This window comes from Klebsiella spallanzanii, assembly GCF_902158555.1.
Classification (GTDB): Bacteria; Pseudomonadota; Gammaproteobacteria; order Enterobacterales; family Enterobacteriaceae; genus Klebsiella; species Klebsiella spallanzanii.
Map to the genome: position 1 here is coordinate 107,776 of NZ_CABGGS010000046.1, position 21,747 is coordinate 129,522.

Consider the following 21,747-nt stretch of genomic DNA (forward strand, 5'->3'; position numbering starts at 1 on the left):
AAAGGGGTAGCTTAGCTACCATGGTCCGCAAACCCGGACCAATTGCAAACACAACAACACAACATCACAACCGTAAGCCAAAAGCTTGTTGGAACACGCATTCCAAAAAAAGCTCTTCGTTCCGGCTCAGGAAGTGCCGCCACTATAGGTATTTGCTGGTAGAAGCTCAACGGACAAATTATAATAGCTCAGATAAAAAAAACTAATAGGTTAACTGTTGTTTCCTGTTTGTTAAATTGCCTTAACATCTAAGCCAGAATAACTATGTCTAAGCGTTTGCCACCTCTGAATGCATTACGTGTTTTTGATGCAGCCGCACGTCATCTCAGCTTCACTCGCGCCGCCGATGAGCTTTTTGTGACGCAGGCCGCAGTAAGCCACCAAATCAAGTCCCTGGAGGATTTCCTCGGCCTCAAGCTGTTCCGTCGACGCAATCGTTCTCTTCTTCTGACGGAAGAGGGGCAGAGTTATTTTCAGGATATTAAAGAGATTTTTTCCCAGCTCACTGAGGCAACCCGCAAGCTTCAGGCCCGAAGTGCAAAAGGGGCTTTAACCGTCAGTATGTTACCCAGTTTTGCTATTCAGTGGCTGGTGCCGAGGCTCACAAGCTTTAACTCAGCTTATCCGGGGATCGATGTCAGAATCCAGGCGGTGGACCGTCAGGAAGATAAGCTGGCCGATGATGTTGACGTGGCGATTTTTTACGGCCGCGGTAACTGGCCGGGGCTGCGCGTGGAAAAACTGTACGCTGAATATTTACTCCCGGTTTGTTCGCCTTTATTGCTTACGGGCGATAAAGCGTTGAAAACCCCTGCCGATCTGGCGCAACATACTCTGTTGCATGATGCTTCCCGCCGCGACTGGCAAACTTATACCCGTCAGTTGGGTCTTAATCATATTAATGTTCAACAGGGACCGATTTTCAGCCACAGCGCAATGGTGCTGCAGGCCGCAATCCATGGACAAGGTGTCGCTCTGGCCAACAACGTGATGGCGCAGTCCGAGATTGAGGCAGGCCGTTTGGTCTGCCCGTTTAATGATGTTCTGGTCAGCAAGAATGCGTTTTATCTCGTTTGTCATGACAGTCAGGCTGAACTGGGTAAAATAGCCGCCTTCCGCCAGTGGATTCTGGCAAAAGCGGCTAATGAACAAGAAAAATTTCGCTTTCGTTATGAACAATAAATCATTGTAGGGTAATCACATGACCAGCCGTTTTATGCTGATATTCGCCGCGATAAGCGGTTTTATCTTTGTGGCTTTGGGCGCTTTTGGCGCGCATGTTTTAAGTAAAACGATGGGCGTTGCGGAAATGGGCTGGATCCACACCGGCCTGCAGTATCAGGCTTTCCATACGCTGGCGATTTTTGGCCTGGCGGTGGCGATGCAGCGCCGCATCAGCATCTGGTTTTACTGGAGCAGCGTCTTTATGGCGCTCGGTACCGTTCTCTTCAGCGGCAGCCTGTACTGTCTGGCGCTGTCGCATTTACGCCTGTGGGCGTTCGTTACGCCGGTCGGGGGCGTCTGCTTCCTCGCCGGTTGGGTATTAATGCTAATTGGTGCAATTCGTCTGAAACGTAAGGGCGTTGTTCATGAATAAAGTTGTCCTCTATTGTCGCCCTGGGTTTGAGAAAGAGTGCGCAGCAGAAATTACCGATAAGGCCTCGCGCCTTGAGGTGTTTGGTTTTGCCCGAGTCAAAGATGACTCCGGCTATGTGATTTTTGAGTGCTATCAGGCCGGGGATGGTGAGAAGCTGGTGCGCGAGCTGCCGTTCAGCTCGCTGGTGTTCGCCCGCCAGATGTTTGTGGTTGGCGAACTGCTGCGCGACCTGCCGCCGGAAGACCGGATTTCGCCCATTGTTGGTATGCTACAGGGCGTGGTGGAGAAGGGCGGCGAGCTGCGCGTTGAGGTGGCAGACACTAACGAAAGCAAAGAGCTGATGAAGTTCTGCCGTAAGTTTACGGTACCGCTGCGCGCTGCGCTGCGCGAGGCGGGCGTGCTGACCAACTATGAAACGCCAAAGCGCCCGGTGGTGCACGTGTTCTTTATTGCCCCCGGCTGTTGCTATACCGGCTACTCGTTGTCGAACAATAATTCGCCGTTTTATATGGGCATTCCGCGTCTTAAATTCCCGTCCGATGCGCCAAGCCGCTCAACCCTGAAGCTGGAAGAAGCGTTTCACGTTTTTATTCCGGCGGATGAGTGGGACGAGCGCCTGGCGAACGGGATGTATGCGGTGGACCTCGGTGCTTGCCCCGGCGGCTGGACCTATCAGTTGGTGAAACGCAATATGTGGGTCTCCTCGGTGGATAATGGCCCTATGGCGCAGAGCCTGATGGACACTGGGCAGGTGACCTGGCTGCGCGAAGATGGCTTCAAGTACCGCCCAACGCGTAACAACATCTCGTGGATGGTGTGCGATATGGTGGAGAAGCCGGCGAAAGTGGCTGCGCTGATGGCGCAGTGGCTGGTGAACGGCTGGTGCCGTGAAACCATCTTTAACCTCAAGCTGCCGATGAAAAAGCGCTATGAAGAGCTTTCGCGCAACCTGGCCTATATTCAGGAACAGCTGGATGAGCACGGGATCAACGCGCAAATCCAGGCGCGTCAGCTGTATCACGATCGCGAAGAGGTGACGGTTCACGTCCGTCGCCTGTGGGCTGCCGTCGGCGGTCGCCGCGACGAACGCTAGTATGCATATTGCAGGCCGGATAGCCGCTATCCGGCACTGCAAATTGTCGTTATGACTGCGACACGTCCGATACAATATGCGTCACATCGTCCAGATGGCCGATCCGCGCCTCTCCCGAACGATTAAACTTACTCTTATCAATCAATAACAATGATTGCGAAGCCCGCTTCAGCAGCAGCGATTTGAACTCGGCATTCACCGTATTTGAATCCCAGAGCGCGCCGTCGCCGTCGATGCCTTCGCAAGAAAAAATGAACAGATCGATCTCCAGCCCTTTGAGCTGGGAGATGAGCGATGCGCTGACGTAGCAGCCGTATTTACGCTGGAGCGTACCGCCGGAGCAGGTGAGCTGAATGTTCTCGCGCTTGCTCAACTCCTGGCAAATCGGCTGGCTGTTGGTAAAGACATGAAGGTCGATATCGGGCAACTGGCGGGCCAGGTACCAGCAGGTTGAGCTGGCATCAAGGGCGATAACCATCCCTTCCTCTATCCAGGCGAGCGCTTCGCGGGCAATGTCCGCTTTGTGCGCGTAGTGGCTTTTCAGGCGGATGTGAAAAGGGTCGCCGCTGTCCCGGCTTTGCCGGTGAATGACTTTTGCTCGTCCGTGGTTACGCAGCACTTTCCCCTGAGACTGAAGCTCGCTGAGGTCGCGGCGAATGGTTTCTCTGCTGACGTTAAGCTGTACGGATAAGGCTTCGGTGGTCAGGCTGTTGTGGTTAATGAGCAGGTCTAGTATTGCTTGCTGTCGTGCCGCTTTCATTTTTCTCACCCTGGCGTTCGCTGAGCGCCCGCATCAGACGGGCGCTGCGGCATGAGATTACGGCGTTACTCCTTTTTTTAAAAGAATATTCCCGTACTTGGCGCGCTCACCTGTGATAACGATCGCAAAGGCTTTTTGCGCCCGCTCGTAGAAAGCAAAGCGGTCGATGCGGGCGATCTCCGGGCAGGGCGCGGGGCCGGAAAGCGCCTCTCGATAGCGCGTTTCCACCTGCGGGTCGAGGGTATCGCCTTCCACGGCGGCCATCATCACCAGCGGCGGAGCGTAGCTGTCCAGCTCGAACAGCGGAATAATCGCCTGTAGTAGCTCGCTCACCAGCAATCCGTCGGCGCGAATGACCTGTGGTCCCATGCTGTGCGCCGGGAAGTGGGCATCGGAAAAAATAATCTCATCTCCATGACCCATTTCCGCCAGTACCTTCAGTAGATCCGGTGATATTAACGGGGAAATCGTTTTAAGCATCTCAAACTCCCTCAATCAGTTCGGGTTCGGTTTGCGGATAGAAATAACGGTATTGGTAGTTCACCTGCGCTCTGGCCAGCTCCGGAGAGCTAAATTCACCTACACCGTACCAGCCAAACATGGCGGCACCGGCCACGGTGGTTTCAGCGTCATCCAGCACTTTTACCGGGATATCGAGCATATTGGCTTTAATCTGATTCCATAGCGCGTTGCGGCTGCCGCCGCCAACCAGTAGCAGTTCAGTTGCGTTGAAGTGGCCTATTTTTTGTAACGTTTGCAGATTGCGCGCAAGCTGTTCGGTTAACCCTTCCAGCGCGGCGCGATAGAAATGACCGCGAGTGGTGTTGAGCGTGACGCCCTGCCAGCCTGCATCCTGACAGGACAGCAGGTCGCAGCGCATCTTTACGCCCTGTGCGCCAGCGGGAATGATGCGCGCTTCTTCAATCAGCGTTTGCCACGGCGTTTCCGGCGTCCATAGCAGTTTTCTCACCCATTCCAGGACGCCGGAGGCCAGCCACTGCATGCCGGGGTTATACAACCCGGCCTGGCTATCCAGCTCGCAGGTGGAGCCAGCGTAGTGACTAAGCAGCGACGTGTTGACCTGGATGCTGCGCACCATCAGGATTTCCCAGGTGCCGGATGAGAGCACCGGTTCATCCTGTTCTGCGCCGGCGCCAAATAGCGCAAACTGGGTATCGTGACCGGCGGAGATAACCGGAATTCCGCCGGGTAAACCCAGCATATTCGCGGCATCGCTTTGCAGCGTACCAATTTTCTGGCCTGCTTCAACGAGTCGCGGGAACAGGCGGCGCGGCAACCCCGTCGCCTGCAGAATCTGCTCGCTAAAATCCCGCTGGTGGATATCCAGCATCTGGCCGGTGCCTGCCATAGTGATATCGGTGGTGAATTCCCCGGTCAGGCGGTGGTTGATGAGCGAGGAAATAAACAGCCAGGCGTGGGCCTGCTCCAGCAGCTGCGGGTGGTTCTCTTTCAGCCATATCAGCTTGTACAAGGTGTTGAAGCTAAACGCGCCGACGCCGGAGATCTGCTGGAGCTGCTGCGCAGGCATAAAGCGGCTAATATTTTCCATTACTGCGGCGGTGCGCGGGCATTTCCAGCTGATCACCGGATAGAGCAGCTCGCCGTGTTCATCGACCAGCGCGCCATCGACGCCAAAGGTGGTGACCGTGATACCGCGAACCGTGCAGGATGAGAGTTCGTCGCGGATCTGCCGACAGCACTCCGCGAAGCGAAGCAGGATGGCATCCAGCGACCACTGGTGCCAGGCGCTGTTCTCCACGGCGACATCGCTGGCGTTGGCCGTTGCGGCGCGGGCGATAATTTTCCCCTGCCGGTCAACGGCAATCGCCCGTACGTTGGTGGCGCCGCAGTCGAGGACCAGAATGACTTCATTCTTCATAAATAACTCCATAAACGTCGCCGGATGGCGCTGCGCTTATCCGGCCTACGGTTCACGCGCCCGTAGGCCCGGTAAGCTTGCGCCACCGGGCAAAGCCGCATTAACGTTTATACAGCGGGCCATAGTTCTGGCAGGCGCGGTAATCCTGGCCTTCGGTATCCATGCCGTGCGCAGACCAGCTGGAAGGGCGATAAATTTTCGCCTCTTCGACGTTATGCATGCACACCGGAATACGCAGCATAGACGCCAGGGTGATAAAGTCGGCGCCGACGTGGCCGATGGTCAGCACGCCGTGGTTAGCGCCCCAGTTCGCCATCACTGAATAGACGTCGGAGAACGGGCCTTTACCGGTCAGGCGCGGCGCAAACCACGTGGTAGGCCAGGTGGAGTTGGTGCGGGCATCAAGCTGGTCATGCATCGCTTTCGGCAGCTCCACGCTCCAGCCTTCGGCGATTTGCAGCACCGGGCCAAGACCTTTGATGATATTCACGCGGGTCATAGTGAACGGTACGCCGCCTTCGGTCAGGAAGCGGGAAGAGAAGCCGCCGCCGCGGAAATATTCATGAATCGCCGGGCACCACTCGGTGGCGGCCAGGCAGGTGTCGGCTTCCTGCTGGCTGATTTCCCAGTGCGGTTTCATGGTCGGTTTACCGTTGTCATCTCGCTGCTTACAAGATCCATCCAGCGCCGCCGAGCCGGAGTTGATCAGGTGGATAATGCCGTGTTCCGCCAGCCCGGTCAGCGGTTGGCCGGTAACGCGTTCGACCGCTTCCGGCGACCAGTAGGTGCGCACGTCGGCAAACACCTGGGCGGTACCGGTCAGCTGATGTCCCATCAGCATGGCCACGCCGTTGAGGCTGTCGTTTTCGGTGGCGACGATAAAGGGTTCGCGTACGCCGTTCCAGTCGAATGAACTATTGAGCAGCGCTTCGGCGGTATCGCCGTTGGGGTATTGATCGGTCCAGTGACGCTGGCCCTGGAAGCCCGCGGCAATGGCGTTGTAGCCCAGCGACTCTTCCACCAGCCCTTTTTCCGCCAGCTTGTTGTTGCCCTGCATCATGTCGCGAATACACATCGCCATCAGCAAGCTCTCTTTCAGCACCTCGCGGCTCTGCGCTTCATTACGCTTATACTGCTGCGCGTTCTGGTCTTCGCCGTAGCGGAAGTTGTTGTCCGCCCATGCCAGCGCCATTTCCAGCTCGGTTTCGTCATAGATTTTCTGGTCGATACGGCGGCGCAGTTCGGTCATATCCACCGCCTGCACCTTCATGCCCAGCCAGGATTCGAAGAAGTTATGATCGACGATAGAACCGGCGATCCCCATCGACACGCCACCGACGGAAAGATAGCTTTTGCCCTTCATGCTGGCGACCGCTAAGCCAGCGCGCGCAAAGCGCAGCAGTTTTTCTTCAACGTCCGCAGGGATGGAGGTGTCATCGGCATCCTGCACGTCGTGGCCGTAAATAGAGAACGCCGGAATACCCTTTTGGCTATGGGCGGCCAGCGCGGCGGCAAGGTAAACCGCGCCGGGGCGTTCGGTGCCGTTAAAGCCCCAGATGGCTTTCGGTCGCAGCGGATCCATATCGATAGTCTCGCTGCCGTAGCACCAGCATGGCGTGACGGTGATGGTGACGCCGACGTTCTGGCTGCTGAATTTCTCCTCGCAGGCGGCGGATTCGGCCATTCCCGCGATACAGCTATCGGCGATCACGCATTCAATTTGTGCGCCGCAGGCGTGGCGGAGTTTCTCGGTGATAAGCGCGGCGGTGGCCTTCGCCATATTCATGGTTTGTTCTTCGAGCGACTCGCGTACCCCCATGCGGCGTCCATCAATAACCGGGCGAATACCTATTTTCGGTAAGCTGATTTTTTTCATTACAGATTCCTCACGTTATTCGGATAAATGTTTAGTTAGCTGCCGTTTGTGAACGGAAACGGGCAAAAATGAAGATGATGGCAAAGCACAGCGCCGGGATGAGCTCAGCCGTTGGGATATTGCCCGCGGCATCGCTGACAAAGCCCATAACCGGGGTGACGATGCCGCCGCCAATAATGGTCATGACAATGAAAGAGGAGCCGTATTTGGTATCTTGTCCCAGGTTTTTAATGCCCAATGAGAAGATGGTCGGATACTGAATCGACATAAATGCGCTGCACAGCGTCAGGGCCAGAAGACCAATATGACCGCCAGCGAAAGCCGAAATCAGGCACAAGATCATGGCGAGCAGGGCATAGGCCGCCAGCACTTTGTGCGGCGCGAAGCGGCTGATAAGCCAGGTACCGGAGAAGCGGCCAATAAAGAAGCACACCATGGTGCCGGTCAGGTAGTTGGCGGCGAATCCGGGCGTCATGCCGGGGATCTCTTCGATCGCGTAGCGAATCAGGTAGCTCCAGCAGGCGGTTTGCGCGCCGACGTAGCAGAATTGCGCCAGCACCGCCCAGCGCCAGTGGCGAACGCGCGCCAGACGAGCAAGGGAAGCAGAGAAGGAACTCTGGCTGGCATCACTATGATCGTCACTCTGCAGGGCTGGAAATTTGGTCAACATAATCAGCAGTGCGACCAGTAAGACTACCGCGACGATGATCATGTAAGGGGTTTGCACCGAGAGCACCAGGCTGTGCTTATAGGCGCTAAGCTGCTCGGGGGCCATTTTATCGAGCACATCCTGCGATTGATGCGGCACGTTAGACAAAATAAGGCTTTGCCCAAAGACCACGGCAATAATGGCGCCAAAAGAGTTAAAAGTTTGCGCCAGATTCAGGCGGAAGTGTCCACCGCTTTCTGGCCCTAAAACGGTGACAAAAGGGTTTGCTGCGGTTTCTAAACAACCTAAGCCTGCGGCAATAATAAATAAGCCTATCAAGAATAGGGTATAATTCATGACTTCAGCGGCTGGCCAGAATAATGCAGCGCCAAAAGCATATAAGAACAATCCGGTAATAATACCTGCTTTGTAACTCAATTTTTTCATCAAAATCCCGGCCGGAATAGGAATGACGAAATAGCCAAAGTAAAAAGCCGATTGAATCAGACCAGCCTGAAAGTTAGTTAAGGTAAACGCTTGCTGGAATTGTGGTAATAAAATGTCGTTCAGGTTATTGGCTACCGCCCATAGAAAAAATAGCGAGCACAGCAGAGCAAAGGGAATAATGTAACGTTTGCTTTGTCCTGTATCCACCGCGCGAAAACTCTGCGTTTGTATTGTTGTATTTCCCATAGCATCCTCATTGGTTCAGAAGCGTGTGCAGCAGCATGAGAGTGTGGCTGGCTATGCCCACCAGACCGCAAAAATCAGGTGAGTTCCTGTGGCGATGCAAGCAGTGAAATAAACATCACGGAATGAACTCATGAATGCATTTTCAAATAAAAAACGCCTTTTAATATGATGGTGGTCACATTTAGCATCCTCTAAGTGATTTTGTGTGATTATCATCACTTTAATAATCAGGAAAGCATGACCGTTTGAGATATTTAATTCTGAAACCCACAGGATAGATGACCGATTTATTTTATAATGTGGAAAACGGGCAATTGTTACAATTATCGCTAAAATGCCCGTTTTTAAATGTATTGTTGATAACGGGCATTTTTCATAAATTAAAAAATCCATAGTCTGTTTTTTTTAGCTCAAATAAGTGAGGGGTATCACAGAACCAGTGGATGTAAATTCCTTTCTGATTATTCGGGACAATGATGATGGTCAATTATCTGAGTTAATCAACAGCGTCCGAACGTCATATCCGGCGAGCCGCCTGTTGTCGTATTGAGCATCATAAAGAGAGGTAAACAATGGAACGAAATAGACTGGCCCGGCAGATTATTGATACCTGCCTGGAAATGACCCGGCTGGGGTTAAATCAGGGAACCGCAGGCAACGTGAGCGTGCGTTATCAGGGAGGAATGCTGATCACGCCAACGGGGATTCCTTATGAAAAGCTGACCGAAGCGCACATTGTTTATATCGATGCCGAAGGTCAGCATGAACAGGGCAAACTGCCGTCCAGCGAGTGGCGCTTTCATATGGCGGCTTATCAAACACGCCCTGACGCTAACGCGGTGGTGCATAACCATGCGGTTCACTGTACGGCTGTTTCTATCCTTAACCGCCCGATTCCGGCTATTCACTATATGATTGCGGCGGCGGGCGGCAATTCTATTCCTTGCGCGCCATACGCCACTTTTGGTACCCGCGAGCTGTCAGAATATGTAGCTGTGGCTCTTAAAAACCGCAAAGCGACGCTATTGCAGCACCATGGCCTGATTGCCTGTGAAGAGAACCTGGAAAAAGCTCTGTGGCTGGCGCATGAAGTGGAAGTGCTGGCGCAGCTGTATCTCAGCACGCTGGCTATTGTCGATCCGGTTCCGGTGCTTGATGACGAGGCCATTGCCATTGTGCTGGAGAAATTCAAAACCTACGGGTTACGTATCGAAGAATAAAGCTGTAAGAGAAGGTTTTCTTCCGGCCGCCTTCCTCTGCGCTTTGCTCCCGGGGGCGGCGCAAAGCGCCTGCCCGGGCTACGGGTTTGCAGCCGTCTGTGGACAGGATGCGCCATTGGGCAACGGGTTTACCGCCGTCTGCGGGATGGTAGCCCGGACAGATGCGCAGCATCGCCTCCGGGAAATTCTGCCCCTCTGCACTTTGCTCCCGGGGGCGGTGCAAAGCGCCTGCCCGGGCAACGGGTTTACCGCCGTCTGCGGGCAGGATAGCGCTATCGTGCCAGCCGAAGCTGCTGGAGGTTGCCATCCAGCTGCAAATCGGTTTGCAGGCGTGCTATCTCACGGCAGGTAAACGCCATTTCTTTATGTTCTTCCAGCTTCTTGCGCCACTTCTCCGGCACGTCCGCCAGCTGCGCATAGATCCCTTCCAGATCCTGAAAATCGGTTAACAGCTGGGCGGCGCTTTTTGGCCCAATTCCCGCGACGCCGGGAACCTTTGAGCTGCTGATGCCCGCCAGTCCCCAGTAGTCTGGCAGCTGTTGCGGCGTGACGCCGAACTCTTTGGCGATAAAAGGTGCATCGAGCCAGCGTTTCTGGAAATAGTCGCGGATGCGGATAGTGGGCGACAGCAGCTGGCAGTAGCCTTTATCGGTCGAAACGATGGTTGCCTGATGTCCGGCCTGCGCCACTTTTACCGCCAGCGTTGCGGCAAGGTCATCAGCTTCGCTGCCGCTGAGCGCCCAGCAGCGGAACCCGTATTGCTCAAACGCCGCCCGCAGGGCCGGCATTTCGGCTTCGAGGGTTTCCGGCATCGGCGCGCGCCCGGCTTTATAGTCCGGCAGGCGCTGGTGCCGCCAGCCATGACCGCGCTCTTCGTCATCAAATACCGCTACGACGTGAGTCGGCTGGCTATGGACCACCAACTGTTCAAGCGCATGCAGGCAGGTGTCGGCGCAGGGCGACCCTTGCACCGCGTGGATGCGGCGAATCAGATTAAGTGCATCGACGATTAACAGATGAACGGCCACGGATATCCTCATAAACAGGCTCTTATTCTCAGCGCCTTTTAGGGTAACATCGCCGCGTGGATGAGGCTATTGGCACCAGAAAAATCAGGAAGATGACTCGCAGTTTCGGCCTGATCGACGTGCATCAGCGGGCTAAGATCGCGATTGGTGGCTTCGCCGTACCACACCGCTTCCCGCACCGAAACCGGTTTGTGGATAAGCCCCAGCGCGTAAAAACGATCGGCAATGGCCTGCTGGGCGCGAATGACTTTCAGATCCATCGGCCGCGCGTGATGGCTACGGCGCGCCAGGGCTCGCGTCAGAGACGCGGCGTTAAGCCCCAGCTCAGCGCAAAGCAGGTTTGCGGCATCATCCCGGTGATGGTTGATAAACTGTCCGGTCTGCGCCAGCTCCCCCAGCAGGCGCTGCATAATATCGCTATTGCGGGTGACATAGTCGCGGCGCGACAGGTAGAACTGATGGTTATTGACGCGCCCTTCACCGCTGGCGACAATCCGTAATTCACCGCTATCTTCCGCGTCGCTAAGCAATGGATCCCACATCATCCAGGCATCTACCGCCAGATAATCGCTGGCGGTTAGCGGATACTTTGGCGGAATGTAGACCACTTTGACGTCATTGAGTCCCAGCCCGGCCTCTTCCAGAATATGCAGCAGCAGCCAGTGGACGTTTGAGCCTTTATTCAGTGCGATGCGCTTGCCGCGCAGATCGGCGATGGTATGGATATCGCTGTGCTGCGGGACGACCATCGCTACGCTTTGCGGCGCGGGCGGCTCCCAGGCGACGTACACCAGCTCGCTGTTATTGGCCTGAGCGAAAACTGGCGGCGCTTCGCCTGTGGTGCCAAAATCGATTTCATCGCAGGCCAGTGCGTGCAGCAGCTGCGGACCGGCGGGAAACTCGCTCCACAACACGCTGACGCCGCGATTGGCAAAGGCCTTCTCCAGGCTTTGCCGGGCTTTGACAATGCCGAGGCTACCGAAGCGCTGGAAGCCAATGCGCAATTCCCGCTCGCGAGAGGCGTGATTTACCGCAGCGCCGCAGGCCGGTTCCTGACGACGACGGTTTTTAATGATGCCAAAATTCGCCAGCTGCGTGCGTAGTGTGTGGCGGCTAATGCCCAGCAGCGCTGCGGCCTGGCTTTGATTGTCATCGCAGCGGGCCATTGCGCCGCGAACCAACGCCCCGGTGACCCGTTCCCACAGCGGCTCGCCCGGTAAGGAGAGCTGGTGGTGAATGAAGTCATCCAGCTCACTGTTGCTGGTGGCCGCAGGTTCGTTGCTGAGGGTCGTCAGCCGGAGCTGGGCAGGGCTAATTTCCTCTTCTTTACTCAACAGAACTGCGTTATGCAGGGTATTTTCCAGCTCGCGAATGTTGCCCGGCCAGGGGTATTCCATCAGCTTTGCCAGCGTTTCCGGGGCCAGACGGCGAACCGGGCGGCCCAGACGGCGGGCGTAGAGCGACAGAAAATGGTCCGCCAGAACGGGAATATCCTGACGGCGCTGGCGCAGCGGCGGCAGCGGAACAATGGCGATATTTAGCCGATAGTAAAGATCTTCGCGGAAACGACGCTCGCGGATAGCCTGCATCAGGTCCACGTGGGTGGCGGCGATCACCCGCACATTGACCTTAATCGCTTTGCGCGAGCCGACGCGAGTGATTTCACGCTCTTGCAGGACGCGCAGCAGCTTGACCTGTAGCGACAGGCTCAGCTCGCCGATTTCATCGAGCAGCAGCGTGCCGCCTTGCGCTGCCTCAAACCAGCCAGGATGGCTTTGTATCGCGCCGGTAAAAGCCCCTTTTTCATGACCAAACAGCTCCGCTTCCGCCAGGCTTTCGCTGAGCGCGCCGCAGTTGACGGCCAGGAAGGGGCCATGGCGGCGTGAGCTATGATGATGTAAATAGCGGGCAACGACCTCTTTTCCTGTGCCGGTTTCGCCGACGATAAGCACCGTCGCATCGGTGGGGGCCAGTTTATCCAGCAGACTCTGAAACGCTTTTGACGCCGGGTCGATCAGCGCAGGCGTGGCGGATGGGGATTCAGGATTCAGCATGGTTGACCTCCGGTATTTGATGACCTGAACTTATCCTGTGCTGACGATGGAAACCAGAGGGCAAACCTGCCGTACTGTTGCAAAAACGACAACCTGAACGCACTGTCTGGCGCATTTGCAACAGCGGAGTGAAATTCAATTCAAGGTAACTTATTGAATTTATTTTGGTAATTTTTTATTTACCATTGGCATGATTATCGCTAACACTCATATAACCAAATTAAAACAATGCTTCGATAAATATCGGATATGGTTATATAGGAAAGAGATAATGACGCAAAAAACCGACGATAAAATCAATGTATTCTGGTTCCTGCCCACCCACGGTGATGGCCGCTACCTGGGCACCGCAGAGGGGGGACGCCCGGTTGATTTGCCTTACCTGCAGCAGGTGGCGCTGGCGGCCGATAGCCTTGGCTACTACGGCGTGCTGATCCCCACCGGGAAAAGCTGTGAAGATTCCTGGCTGGTGGCCTCGGCGCTGGCGCCGCTGACCCGCCGTCTGCGCTACCTGGTCGCCGTCCGTCCAGGCCTACAACCGCCGACGCTGGCGGCAAGAATGGCGGCAACCCTCGATCGCCTGTCGGGTGGTCGTCTGCTGATTAACGTCGTTACCGGCGGTGACCCGGTGGAGAACAAAGGCGACGGTATATTCCTCAGCCACGGCGAACGCTATCAGGTCACTCGCGAATTTCTCGACGTTTACTCGCGCCTACTGAAAGGTGAAAAGGTGGACTATCACGGCGAGCATATCCATGTTGAGGGCGCGGAAGTACTGTTTCCCCCGGTGCAGGAAAACGGCCCGCCGCTCTATTTTGGCGGTTCTTCTGAAGATGCCATCGAAGTTGCCGCTGGCCAAATCGATACTTACCTGACCTGGGGTGAGCCGCCCGCGCTGGTGGCCGAAAAGCTGACCGTAGTGCGCGAGCGCGCAGCCGCCCGTGGACGCACGCTGCAATACGGTATTCGTCTGCACGTGATTGTTCGTGAAACCGAAGAGGAAGCGTGGGCCGCCGCCGATCGCCTGATTTCTCATCTCGATGATGAGACTATTGCCCAGGCGCAGAAAATTTTTGCCCGTATGGATTCCACCGGACAGTCGCGGATGAGCGCGCTGCACAAAGGTTCGCGCGACAATCTGCGCATTGCGCCAAACCTGTGGGCTGGCGTGGGGTTGGTACGCGGCGGGGCAGGGACGGCGCTGGTTGGCAACCCGCAGCAGGTGGCGGAACGCATTCGTGAATATCAGGCGCTCGGTATCACCAACTTTATCTTCTCCGGCTATCCGCACCTGGAAGAGGCGCATCGCTTCGCCGATCTGGTGATGCCGCTGCTGCCGCTGGCAGGTCATGACCAGCCGAAGGCGCGTAGCGTGAATACCGGCCCGTTCGGTGAAACTATCGGCGGCGACAAGCGTCCGGTAAAACAGGTTAGCGCAAGCTGAGGGGGAGGTCAGATGTATGCATACTGAACCCCATGTAGTGATTGTCGGCGGCGGATTCAGCGGCGCGGCGGTGGCGATTCATCTCCTGCGCCTGGCCCCGGTTGACGTGCGGGTGACGCTACTGGAACCGCGCGAGACTCCCGGCGCTGGCGTGGCGTATTCCACCACGGAGCCGAGCCATCGGATCAACGTTCCTGCCGTGCGGATGCAGCTTGCGGGTGAAGAGGAGGGGGCGTTCGATAGCTGGTACCGCAACCAGCCTGCTTTTGTTGACGATCCGCTGGCCCAGCTTGCAGACGGCGTGGTTTATCCGCAGCGCGGGCAGTTTGGTCTCTACGTGGCTCAGCGTTTTGCCGAGGCAGCGCACGCCAGCCCCGGGCGGCTTATCCATCTGCGTGAACAAGCGCTGAGCCTTAGTGATGGCGACGTTATCACCGACGTTGGTCGTCGACTGTCAGCCGATCTGCTGGTGCTGGCAATCAGCCATCCGCCGCCCTCTCTACCGTCCCTGGCGAGATCGTTTGAAAAACATCCGGCATTAATTGCCAACCCCTGGCAAGCGGGCGCTCTGGAAGGTATCGCGCCGGAGGCCAGCGTGGCGGTAATGGGGACCGGTCTGACGATGGCGGACACCGTTGCCACCCTAACGCGCCTGGGTCATCGGGGGCCGATTACCGCGTTTTCACGCCGTGGGCTGTTATCCCGCAGCAACCTGAGCGGCAACAGCGCGAGCTGGCCCGCTGAATACGGCGAGGGTTCGCTGCGCCAGCGGCTGCGGAAGATCCGCAAGGATATCGACTGCGCAGCGGAGCAGGGAGTGGCCTGGCAGGTGGTACTGGACGCGGTGCGTAACCAGGGGCAAAGCATCTGGCAGGGGCTGACGCTTGCCGATCGTCAGCGCTTCCTGCGCCATTTACGCAGCTACTGGGATGTTCATCGCTACCGCATCGCTCCGCAGGTCTCCGGAGTTATTGAACAACGGCAGCGCGACGGCAGCCTGAGGGTGCTGGCGGCCAGGCTTACGGCCCTTGAAGGCGATGCGCAAAAGTTAACGCTAACTTTGTCGCCCCGGCACGGTGAAGCGCAGCGGGTGAGCGTTGACCATTTGATTTTAACCACCGGCCCGGCGCACGGGGCGCTGACCGACAGTCAGCCGCTGCTGCGTCAACTGAGCCAGGATGGGTTGATTCGCGCCGATGCGTTTGGCCTGGGTCTGGACGTTGATCGGCATTCGCGGGCGATTGGTCGGGAAGGTCGGGTCACGCCCAGGCTACTGGTGTCCGGGCCTGCCGCACGGGCCTTTTTTGGTGAGCTAATGGGGCTGCCGCAGGTGGCTGACCATGCAGCCGCCGTCGCCGCCGAAGCTCTGCTGACGCTGGGTATCAAACCGTCCGTCCGATGTCCGGCGTTCTGAACGCCTTTTTCCCCTGATTCCCTTAAATGATTATGTGCGCGTCCCGCTACCGGGGCGCGTCGTGGAGAGTGCTATGTCATCACAACGTGAAATTCGTCTGAATGCTTTTGATATGAACTGCGTCGGCCACCAGTCGCCGGGGCTGTGGGCCCATCCGCGCGACCGCTCCTGGCAGTACAAGGACCTTGAGTATTGGGTTGATCTGGCGCGTCTGCTGGAGCGTGGCAAGTTTGACGGCCTGTTTATTGCCGATGTGCTCGGCGTCTATGATGTGCTGAACGGCAATGGTGATGCGGCGCTTCGCCAGGCGGCGCAGGTACCGGTTAACGATCCGTTGGCGCTGATTACGCCGATGGCGCTGGTGACGGAGCATCTGGGGTTCGGCCTGACCGCTTCGCTCTCCTTTGAACACCCGTATCCGTTTGCCCGCCGTCTGTCGACCCTCGACCATCTGACGAAAGGACGAGTCGGCTGGAATATTGTGACCTCATATCTTGAGAGCGGCGCGCGCAATATTGGCCAGAAAGCACAGACCGATCACGACGCCCGCTACGACTATGCCGATGAGTATCTGGAGGTGGTCTATAAGCTGCTGGAGGGGAGCTGGGAAGATGGCGCGGTGCTGCGCGACAGGGAGCGTAAGATCTTCAGCGATCCGCGAAAAATTCACCCGATCAACCATCAAGGCAACTTTTTTTCGGTACCGGGGATCCATTTATGTGAACCGTCACCGCAGCGCACGCCGGTGCTTTATCAGGCGGGGGCTTCCAGCCGCGGCAAGCAGTTTGCCGCCGGGCACGCGGAGTGCGTGTTCGTTGGCGCGCCGTCGAAAGTGCTGCTGAAAAAGACGGTGGCGGATATTCGCCGTCGTGCCGAAGAGGCCGGACGCGATCCGCGCAGCATCCTGATCTTCAATATGCAGACGGTCATCGTCGGTGAGACCGACAGCGAAGCGCAGGAGAAATGGCAGGAGTATAAACCGTACGTCAGCTACGAAGGGGCGCTGGCGCTGCTCTCGGGCTGGACCGGAATCGACCTCGGTCAGTATCAGCCGGATCAGGTGCTGGAGTATCTGCATACCAATGCGATTCAGTCGATGGTGGAGGCGTTTTCAACCGCTGACCCGAACAGCCAGTGGACGGTGCAGAAGCTGGCGGATTGGGCCGGGATCGGCGGCTTCGGCCCGCTAGTGGTGGGGAGCCCACAGACGGTTGCCGATGAATTGCAGTCCTGGGTGGAGGAGACCGATGTCGATGGCTTCAACCTCGCCTATGCGGTGACGCACGAAACCTTCCGCGACGTGGTCGACCTGCTGATCCCTGAACTGCAAAAGCGCGGTGTGTTCAAGCAGGAGTATCGCGAAGGAACCTTGCGTGAAAAGCTGTTTGGTGCGGGTCCCCGGCTGGCTGTGCCGCATCCGGGAGCCAGCTATCGCCACGGCGCGCAGGTCGAGGTCGGGAGCGAAGAGAAGGTGGGTTAATTTTGCCGGCGCCCCTCTCCCCGAAGGGTGAGGGGGAGAGGGGCGGTAGGTTTTTCCCGGAGGCGGCGCTTGACGCGCCTGTCCGGGCTACCGATCCGTGATGTTCTGTAGCCCGGACAGATGCGTAGCATCGCCTCCGGGAGGGGAAGGCGAATTACTGCTTATCCAGCGACCAGGTAGCGCTGCGCACATCGACTTTCACCGGCAGCAGGCCAATGCGGGTAAAGGTATCCGCCAGCGCCTGCTGTTCGTTATAGACCGCTGGCGTCATGCGCTCGGCGCCGTAGGGGAGGCGCGCCAGGGTCTTCAGCCAGATGGCCTTATCCAGCCCGGTTGAGGTGGAAAGGATCCCGGCGGCATCGTCCTGATGGCTATTGGCCCACTCGCTGAGTTTACCCAGTTCATCAACCACCTGCTTCGCAGTATCCGGATAAGTATCGGCAAATTTTCGGCTTGCCAGATAGAAGGTGTAGTGCGGCACCAGCCCTTCGGCGTTGCGAATTTGTCGGGCTTTGGCATTGGTTTCCACTTCCGCCAGGAACGGATCCCAGATAACCCACGCGTCAATTGCTCCGCGCTGGAAGGCGGCGCGGGCGTCGGCAGGTGGCAGATAGACTGGAGTAATATCTTTATAGCTTAGCCCGGCTTTTTCCAGCGCGGCCACCAGCAGGTAGTTGACGTCGGAGCCTTTGTTTAACCCCACGCGCTTACCTTTAAGGTCGGCGACGCTTTTAATCGTTGAGTTTTCCGCCACCACTATAGCTTCGGTTTTTGGGTTTGCCGGTGAGTGGGCTAAATAGACCAGATCCGCCTGCGCGGCCTGGGCAAAGGCCGGTGGCGCATCGCCGGTCGCGGCGAGGTCGATACTGCCAACGTTCAGCCCTTCCAGCATCTGTGGTCCGGCGGGGAATTCAATCCAGCGTACGGCGATCCCCTGCTTTTTAAAGTTCTCATCAAGAGTGCCGCGATATTTCAGCAGCGCGAAGATATTGGCTTTCTGATAGCCGATATTGACGGTTTCCGGCGTTTTCGCCAGCGCGGAAGCGGATACGCCAGCCAGTATGAGCAGCAGCGCCGGGCGGGATAGTCTGAGCATGATTTGTTCTCCTTAAGCGGTTTCCCGTAAGGTAACAAATCGTCTTTATAACCAATAAATAACTAAATTTTAATTTATATAACATAAATGAAGGATAAGATCCCCGGTATGCCGCAGCACACCGGGAGCAGGCGTTAATCGCAGGCGACGATCTTCATTGCCAGGCCACCGCGCGAGGTTTCACGGTATTTGGCGTTCATATCTTTGCCCGTTTCATACATGGTTTCGATGACTTTATCGAGGCATACCCGTGGTTCGCTGGTGCGGCGCAGTGCCATACGCGCGGCGTTGACGGCTTTGACCGCAGCGATAGCGTTACGCTCGATGCATGGCACCTGTACCTGACCGGCGACCGGATCGCAGGTGAGTCCGAGGTTATGTTCCATGCCGATTTCCGCGGCGATGCATACCTGACCGGGGCTACCGCCCAGCAGCTCAGCCAGACCGGCTGCTGCCATTGAGCAGGCGACGCCGACTTCGCCCTGGCAGCCCACTTCGGCACCGGATATTGAGGCGTTCATCTTATAGAGCGATCCAATGGCGCTGGCTACCAGCATATAGCGGGCCAGAGAGTTGGTGTTCACTTTACGGATGAACTTGTCGTAGTAGGCCAGCACCGCCGGTACGATGCCGCATGCGCCATTCGTCGGTGCGGTCACCACGCGACCACCGGCGGCGTTCTCTTCGTTGACCGCCAGGGCGAACATGTTAATCCAGTCCACCACCGCCATCGGATCGCTATTGGTGTTGTCCTGGCTCACCAGCATGCGGCGCAGGGCGGCGGCGCGGCGGGGAACACGCAGCTTGCCCGGCAGAACGCCCTCGGTGGTGATGCCGCGCTCAATGCCGCTACTCATCACTTTCCAGACAGCGGCAAAGTGCTGTTCCAGCGCTTCTTTGCTATGCAGAGCCAGCTCGTTTTGCATCATCAGACCGGAAAGCGATAACCCGCTTTCGCGGCAGTGACGCTGCAGGTCAGCGGCATTTTTATATGGATAAGGTACGGCCACCGGCGCTTCGCGGGTCACGCCGAAATGCGCTTCGTCAACGATAAAACCACCGCCAATGGAGTAATAAGTCTGGCTGTAGAGAACCTTGTCGCCGCCCAGTGCGGTGATGCGCATGCCGTTCTCATGCAGCGACAGGTTATCGGCATGGAAATTCATGCACTGGTCGACCGGGAACGCGACTTCCTGCTGGCCGTTTGCCAGCATCAGGCGACCATGGGTATTGACGTCCTGGATAAAGCCGGGGATAGCGTCAATGTCGACGGTATCCGGCAGGTTGCCCGCCAGGCCCATAATAATCGCGATGTCGGTATGGTGGCCTTTGCCGGTCAGGGAAAGAGAGCCGTAGACGTCGACGACGACCTTCGTCACCTCGTGAAGCAGCCCGCGTTCAATAAGATCGTCCGTGAATTGTTTGCCCGCTTTCATCGGTCCAACGGTATGAGAGCTGGAAGGGCCAATGCCGATTTTAAAAATATCGAATACGCTGATCATGATGCATCCAGTGCTGTCGGAAGGCGCGCCGCCGTCAGGCGGCGCAGGGAGATTAGAGGAACATGGTGTACAGAGAGTAGAAAATTGCGGAGATAGCAATCAGGCCCATAATCACCACGAAAGCGTTGCTGATGTGGCCGCTATATTTGCGCATCGCCGGGACTTTCTGAATGGCGTACATCGGCATCAGGAACAGAATCATCGCGATAATCGGGCCGCCCAGGGTTTCGATCATCCCGAGGATGCTTGGGTTCAGCGTCGCCACAATCCAGGTGGTGACCAGCATGAACAGCGCCGTGATTTTGTTCAGTTTATTGATTTCGATGGACTTGCCTTTACCGCGCAGGGATTTAATCACCATACCGTTAAAGCCTTCACGAGCGCCCAGATAGTGGCCGAGGAAGGATTTGGTGATAGCAATCATCGCAATGATCGGGGCCATCCAGGCGATAACCGGCGCGTTAAAGTGGTTCGCCAGGTAAGAGAGAATCGAGATGTTCTGATCTTTCGCTGCCGCGAGATCTGCCGGAGAGAGGCTCAGCACGCAGCTGAAGACGAAGAACATGACGGTCAGCACCATCATGATGTGCGCGCGCGCCAGAATGCTGGAACATTTTTTCTCTGCGCCCTGGCCGTACTCTTCGCGTTTCGCCACGGCGAAGGAAGAGATAATCGGCGAGTGGTTAAAGGAGAACACCATCACCGGAATCGCCAGCCACAGGGTCATCCACAGACCGTTTCCGGTTACAGTCGCGCTGCTCAACGACAAGGTTTCCAGGGCGGCACTGTTCCACTGTGGGATCAGGTACAGAGCCAGAATCATTAGCGCGACCACAAACGGGAACACCAGCACGCTCATCGCTTTCACAATCATCTGCTCGCCGAAGCGCACGATGGTCATCATGCCGACAATCAGAATCAGAGAGAGAATGGCGCGCGGCGGCGGCGTCATGTGCAACTGGTGCGTCATAAAGGTTTCGACGGTATTGGTGATAGCCACGCTATATACCAGCAGAATCGGGTAGATGGCGAAGAAGTAAAGCAGAGTAATCACCTTACCCGCGCCGACGCCGAAGTGCTCTTCGACGACTTCGGTGATGTCTTCACCCGGGTTCTTACCGGACAGCACGAAGCGGGTCATGCCGCGGTGGGCGAAGAAGGTCATCGGGAAGGCCAAAATGGCCATGATGATCAGCGGGATCATACCGCCAACGCCAGCATTGATCGGCAGGAACAGTACGCCTGCGCCGATAGCTGTGCCGTACAGGCCCAGCATCCACATGGTGTCCGTTTTACGCCACCCGCTACGGGTAGCATCCGAAACGATGGTGCTGGTTTGAGTGGTTTCCATCTGTATCTCCTGGAAGAAGCAACAAAATCTAATGAAGAAAAACGACTAAATAATATGAAATTCGTTTGTTTACGGTTTTTAGGAAATTTTCTCCGTAACAATTGGTGCGGGAAGATACATTTATATCGTGAATGCATCAGTGATCATGATCTCAAATGCAATAATTCACTTTTAATGCGCTTATTTTTAGTTCAACAGTCTGTTTATGGTGATCAACCAGATATTTGTGGCGCGGAGGCTATCATTTTCAGGATATGAGATAATAGAGGGCTTGCTTAATAACGAGGTTTTTACTGTAAAATTGCGATTCTCTCGATGTTTTTACGCTTAAATGTATTTTTCTTAGTGATATTCATTGCATTTTCAGGAAACGCAAACGATTGGCTGTGCAAAAAAGTTTTAAAAGATTCATAAAAGAATCGAATTTATTGGAAAGTATGCAGACTGATTAATGGACGAGGGCGCTGGGCCTTTGTGCAGAGTGAGGTTTTACCGGTTTATGAGGAAGGGTAGCCCGGATACCTTCGGGAAATTCAGCCCCTCTGCGCTCTGCTCCCGGGGGCGGCGCGATGCGCCTGCCCGGGCTACAG

17 protein-coding genes and 1 pseudogene are annotated in these 21,747 nt (G+C 56.4%); 7 read left to right on the forward strand and 11 right to left on the reverse strand.

The genetic code is table 11. The features are described from left to right. Positions 1–264 precede the first annotated feature (264 nt). From gcvA to rlmM, 3 genes are read left to right on the forward strand one after another with little or no spacing between them, the layout of a single operon-like run. The gene (gene gcvA, locus FN082_RS27035) at positions 265–1,182 is read left to right on the forward strand and encodes a glycine cleavage system transcriptional regulator GcvA (protein ID WP_004114967.1); all 918 of its coding nucleotides are present in this window, start codon (positions 265–267) and stop codon (positions 1,180–1,182) included. Between the two features lie 19 nt (positions 1,183–1,201). After that, a complete protein-coding gene (locus FN082_RS27040; RefSeq protein WP_004105073.1) occupies positions 1,202–1,597 on the forward strand; it encodes a DUF423 domain-containing protein in 396 nt (131 codons plus the stop codon). After that, a complete protein-coding gene (gene rlmM, locus FN082_RS27045) occupies positions 1,590–2,690 on the forward strand; it encodes a 23S rRNA (cytidine(2498)-2'-O)-methyltransferase RlmM (protein ID WP_142982696.1) in 1,101 nt (366 codons plus the stop codon). Before FN082_RS27040 ends, rlmM begins: the two co-directional genes overlap by 8 nt. 49 nt (positions 2,691–2,739) lie before the next feature. On the opposite strand, the gene fucR is transcribed toward rlmM, so the two are convergent. The 6 genes from fucR to FN082_RS30040 all read right to left on the reverse strand — a co-directional run bounded on the left by fucR (position 2,740) and on the right by FN082_RS30040 (position 8,961). Then, on the reverse strand, positions 2,740–3,450 hold the full coding sequence (gene fucR, locus FN082_RS27050; protein ID WP_139539628.1) for an L-fucose operon activator: 711 nt from the start codon (positions 3,448–3,450) through the stop codon (positions 2,740–2,742). A 57-nt stretch (positions 3,451–3,507) separates the two neighbouring features. Further along, positions 3,508–3,930 (reverse strand): L-fucose mutarotase, encoded by a 423-nt coding sequence (gene fucU, locus FN082_RS27055; protein WP_139539627.1) that lies wholly within the window; start codon positions 3,928–3,930, stop codon positions 3,508–3,510. A gap of 1 nt (position 3,931) precedes the next feature. Further along, entirely contained in the window at positions 3,932–5,350 is a 1,419-nt protein-coding gene (fucK, locus tag FN082_RS27060) for an L-fuculokinase (RefSeq protein ID WP_139539626.1), read from the reverse strand. Positions 5,351–5,450: 100 nt separating this feature from the next. Further along, a complete protein-coding gene (gene fucI, locus FN082_RS27065; RefSeq protein WP_139539625.1) occupies positions 5,451–7,226 on the reverse strand; it encodes an L-fucose isomerase in 1,776 nt (591 codons plus the stop codon). Between the two features lie 31 nt (positions 7,227–7,257). Further along, positions 7,258–8,568 carry an L-fucose:H+ symporter permease gene (gene fucP / locus FN082_RS27070; protein WP_142463339.1) on the reverse strand — a complete coding sequence of 437 codons (1,311 nt, stop codon included), beginning with the start codon at positions 8,566–8,568 and terminating at the stop codon, positions 7,258–7,260. A gap of 51 nt (positions 8,569–8,619) precedes the next feature. Next, on the reverse strand, positions 8,620–8,961 hold the full coding sequence (locus FN082_RS30040) for a hypothetical protein (protein ID WP_180349603.1): 342 nt from the start codon (positions 8,959–8,961) through the stop codon (positions 8,620–8,622). 179 nt (positions 8,962–9,140) lie between these two features. On the opposite strand from FN082_RS30040, the gene fucA reads away from it, so the two are divergent. Further along, a complete protein-coding gene (gene fucA / locus FN082_RS27075) occupies positions 9,141–9,788 on the forward strand; it encodes an L-fuculose-phosphate aldolase (RefSeq protein WP_139539623.1) in 648 nt (215 codons plus the stop codon). A 272-nt stretch (positions 9,789–10,060) separates the two neighbouring features. On the opposite strand, the gene xni is transcribed toward fucA, so the two are convergent. Together xni and FN082_RS27090 are read right to left on the reverse strand one after the other, a co-directional pair. Then, the gene (xni, locus tag FN082_RS27085; protein WP_142982698.1) at positions 10,061–10,816 is read right to left on the reverse strand and encodes a flap endonuclease Xni; all 756 of its coding nucleotides are present in this window, start codon (positions 10,814–10,816) and stop codon (positions 10,061–10,063) included. Positions 10,817–10,932: 116 nt separating this feature from the next. Continuing rightward, positions 10,933–12,870 (reverse strand): annotated as a pseudogene (locus tag FN082_RS27090) (aliphatic sulfonate ABC transporter substrate-binding protein); the annotation flags it as partial. Positions 12,871–13,141: 271 nt separating this feature from the next. Between FN082_RS27090 and ssuD the strand changes: the two are divergent. The 3 genes from ssuD (at position 13,142) to FN082_RS27105 (ending at position 17,208) form a co-directional block, all read left to right on the forward strand. Then, positions 13,142–14,314: an FMNH2-dependent alkanesulfonate monooxygenase gene (gene ssuD, locus FN082_RS27095; protein ID WP_142982700.1), complete on the forward strand. Its 1,173-nt coding sequence runs from the start codon at positions 13,142–13,144 to the stop codon at positions 14,312–14,314. A gap of 16 nt (positions 14,315–14,330) precedes the next feature. Continuing rightward, positions 14,331–15,728: an FAD/NAD(P)-binding protein gene (locus tag FN082_RS27100; protein WP_142982701.1), complete on the forward strand. Its 1,398-nt coding sequence runs from the start codon at positions 14,331–14,333 to the stop codon at positions 15,726–15,728. A gap of 73 nt (positions 15,729–15,801) precedes the next feature. Continuing rightward, positions 15,802–17,208, forward strand: a complete 1,407-nt coding sequence (locus FN082_RS27105) for an LLM class flavin-dependent oxidoreductase (RefSeq protein WP_142982702.1) — start codon at positions 15,802–15,804, stop codon at positions 17,206–17,208. A 154-nt stretch (positions 17,209–17,362) separates the two neighbouring features. Here FN082_RS27105 and FN082_RS27110 read toward each other — a convergent pair whose 3' ends face one another. The 3 genes from FN082_RS27110 to FN082_RS27120 all read right to left on the reverse strand — a co-directional run bounded on the left by FN082_RS27110 (position 17,363) and on the right by FN082_RS27120 (position 21,157). Continuing rightward, on the reverse strand, positions 17,363–18,304 hold the full coding sequence (locus FN082_RS27110) for an aliphatic sulfonate ABC transporter substrate-binding protein (protein WP_139539618.1): 942 nt from the start codon (positions 18,302–18,304) through the stop codon (positions 17,363–17,365). A 134-nt stretch (positions 18,305–18,438) separates the two neighbouring features. Then, positions 18,439–19,806: an L-serine ammonia-lyase gene (locus tag FN082_RS27115; RefSeq protein ID WP_142982703.1), complete on the reverse strand. Its 1,368-nt coding sequence runs from the start codon at positions 19,804–19,806 to the stop codon at positions 18,439–18,441. Positions 19,807–19,858: 52 nt separating this feature from the next. Continuing rightward, on the reverse strand, positions 19,859–21,157 hold the full coding sequence (locus tag FN082_RS27120) for an HAAAP family serine/threonine permease (protein WP_139539616.1): 1,299 nt from the start codon (positions 21,155–21,157) through the stop codon (positions 19,859–19,861). Positions 21,158–21,747 lie beyond the last annotated feature (590 nt).

Coding starts and splice junctions, on each gene's coding strand:
- gcvA (WP_004114967.1), top strand. CDS start 265: ATGTCTAAGCGTTTGCCACCTCTGAATGCATTACGTGTTTTTGATGCA.
- FN082_RS27040 (WP_004105073.1), top strand. CDS start 1,202: ATGACCAGCCGTTTTATGCTGATATTCGCCGCGATAAGCGGTTTTATC.
- rlmM (WP_142982696.1), top strand. CDS start 1,590: ATGAATAAAGTTGTCCTCTATTGTCGCCCTGGGTTTGAGAAAGAGTGC.
- fucR (WP_139539628.1), bottom strand. CDS start 3,450: ATGAAAGCGGCACGACAGCAAGCAATACTAGACCTGCTCATTAACCAC.
- fucU (WP_139539627.1), bottom strand. CDS start 3,930: ATGCTTAAAACGATTTCCCCGTTAATATCACCGGATCTACTGAAGGTA.
- fucK (WP_139539626.1), bottom strand. CDS start 5,350: ATGAAGAATGAAGTCATTCTGGTCCTCGACTGCGGCGCCACCAACGTA.
- fucI (WP_139539625.1), bottom strand. CDS start 7,226: ATGAAAAAAATCAGCTTACCGAAAATAGGTATTCGCCCGGTTATTGAT.
- fucP (WP_142463339.1), bottom strand. CDS start 8,568: ATGGGAAATACAACAATACAAACGCAGAGTTTTCGCGCGGTGGATACA.
- FN082_RS30040 (WP_180349603.1), bottom strand. CDS start 8,961: ATGGATTTTTTAATTTATGAAAAATGCCCGTTATCAACAATACATTTA.
- fucA (WP_139539623.1), top strand. CDS start 9,141: ATGGAACGAAATAGACTGGCCCGGCAGATTATTGATACCTGCCTGGAA.
- ssuD (WP_142982700.1), top strand. CDS start 13,142: ATGACGCAAAAAACCGACGATAAAATCAATGTATTCTGGTTCCTGCCC.
- FN082_RS27100 (WP_142982701.1), top strand. CDS start 14,331: ATGCATACTGAACCCCATGTAGTGATTGTCGGCGGCGGATTCAGCGGC.
- FN082_RS27105 (WP_142982702.1), top strand. CDS start 15,802: ATGTCATCACAACGTGAAATTCGTCTGAATGCTTTTGATATGAACTGC.
- FN082_RS27110 (WP_139539618.1), bottom strand. CDS start 18,304: ATGCTCAGACTATCCCGCCCGGCGCTGCTGCTCATACTGGCTGGCGTA.
- FN082_RS27115 (WP_142982703.1), bottom strand. CDS start 19,806: ATGATCAGCGTATTCGATATTTTTAAAATCGGCATTGGCCCTTCCAGC.
- FN082_RS27120 (WP_139539616.1), bottom strand. CDS start 21,157: ATGGAAACCACTCAAACCAGCACCATCGTTTCGGATGCTACCCGTAGC.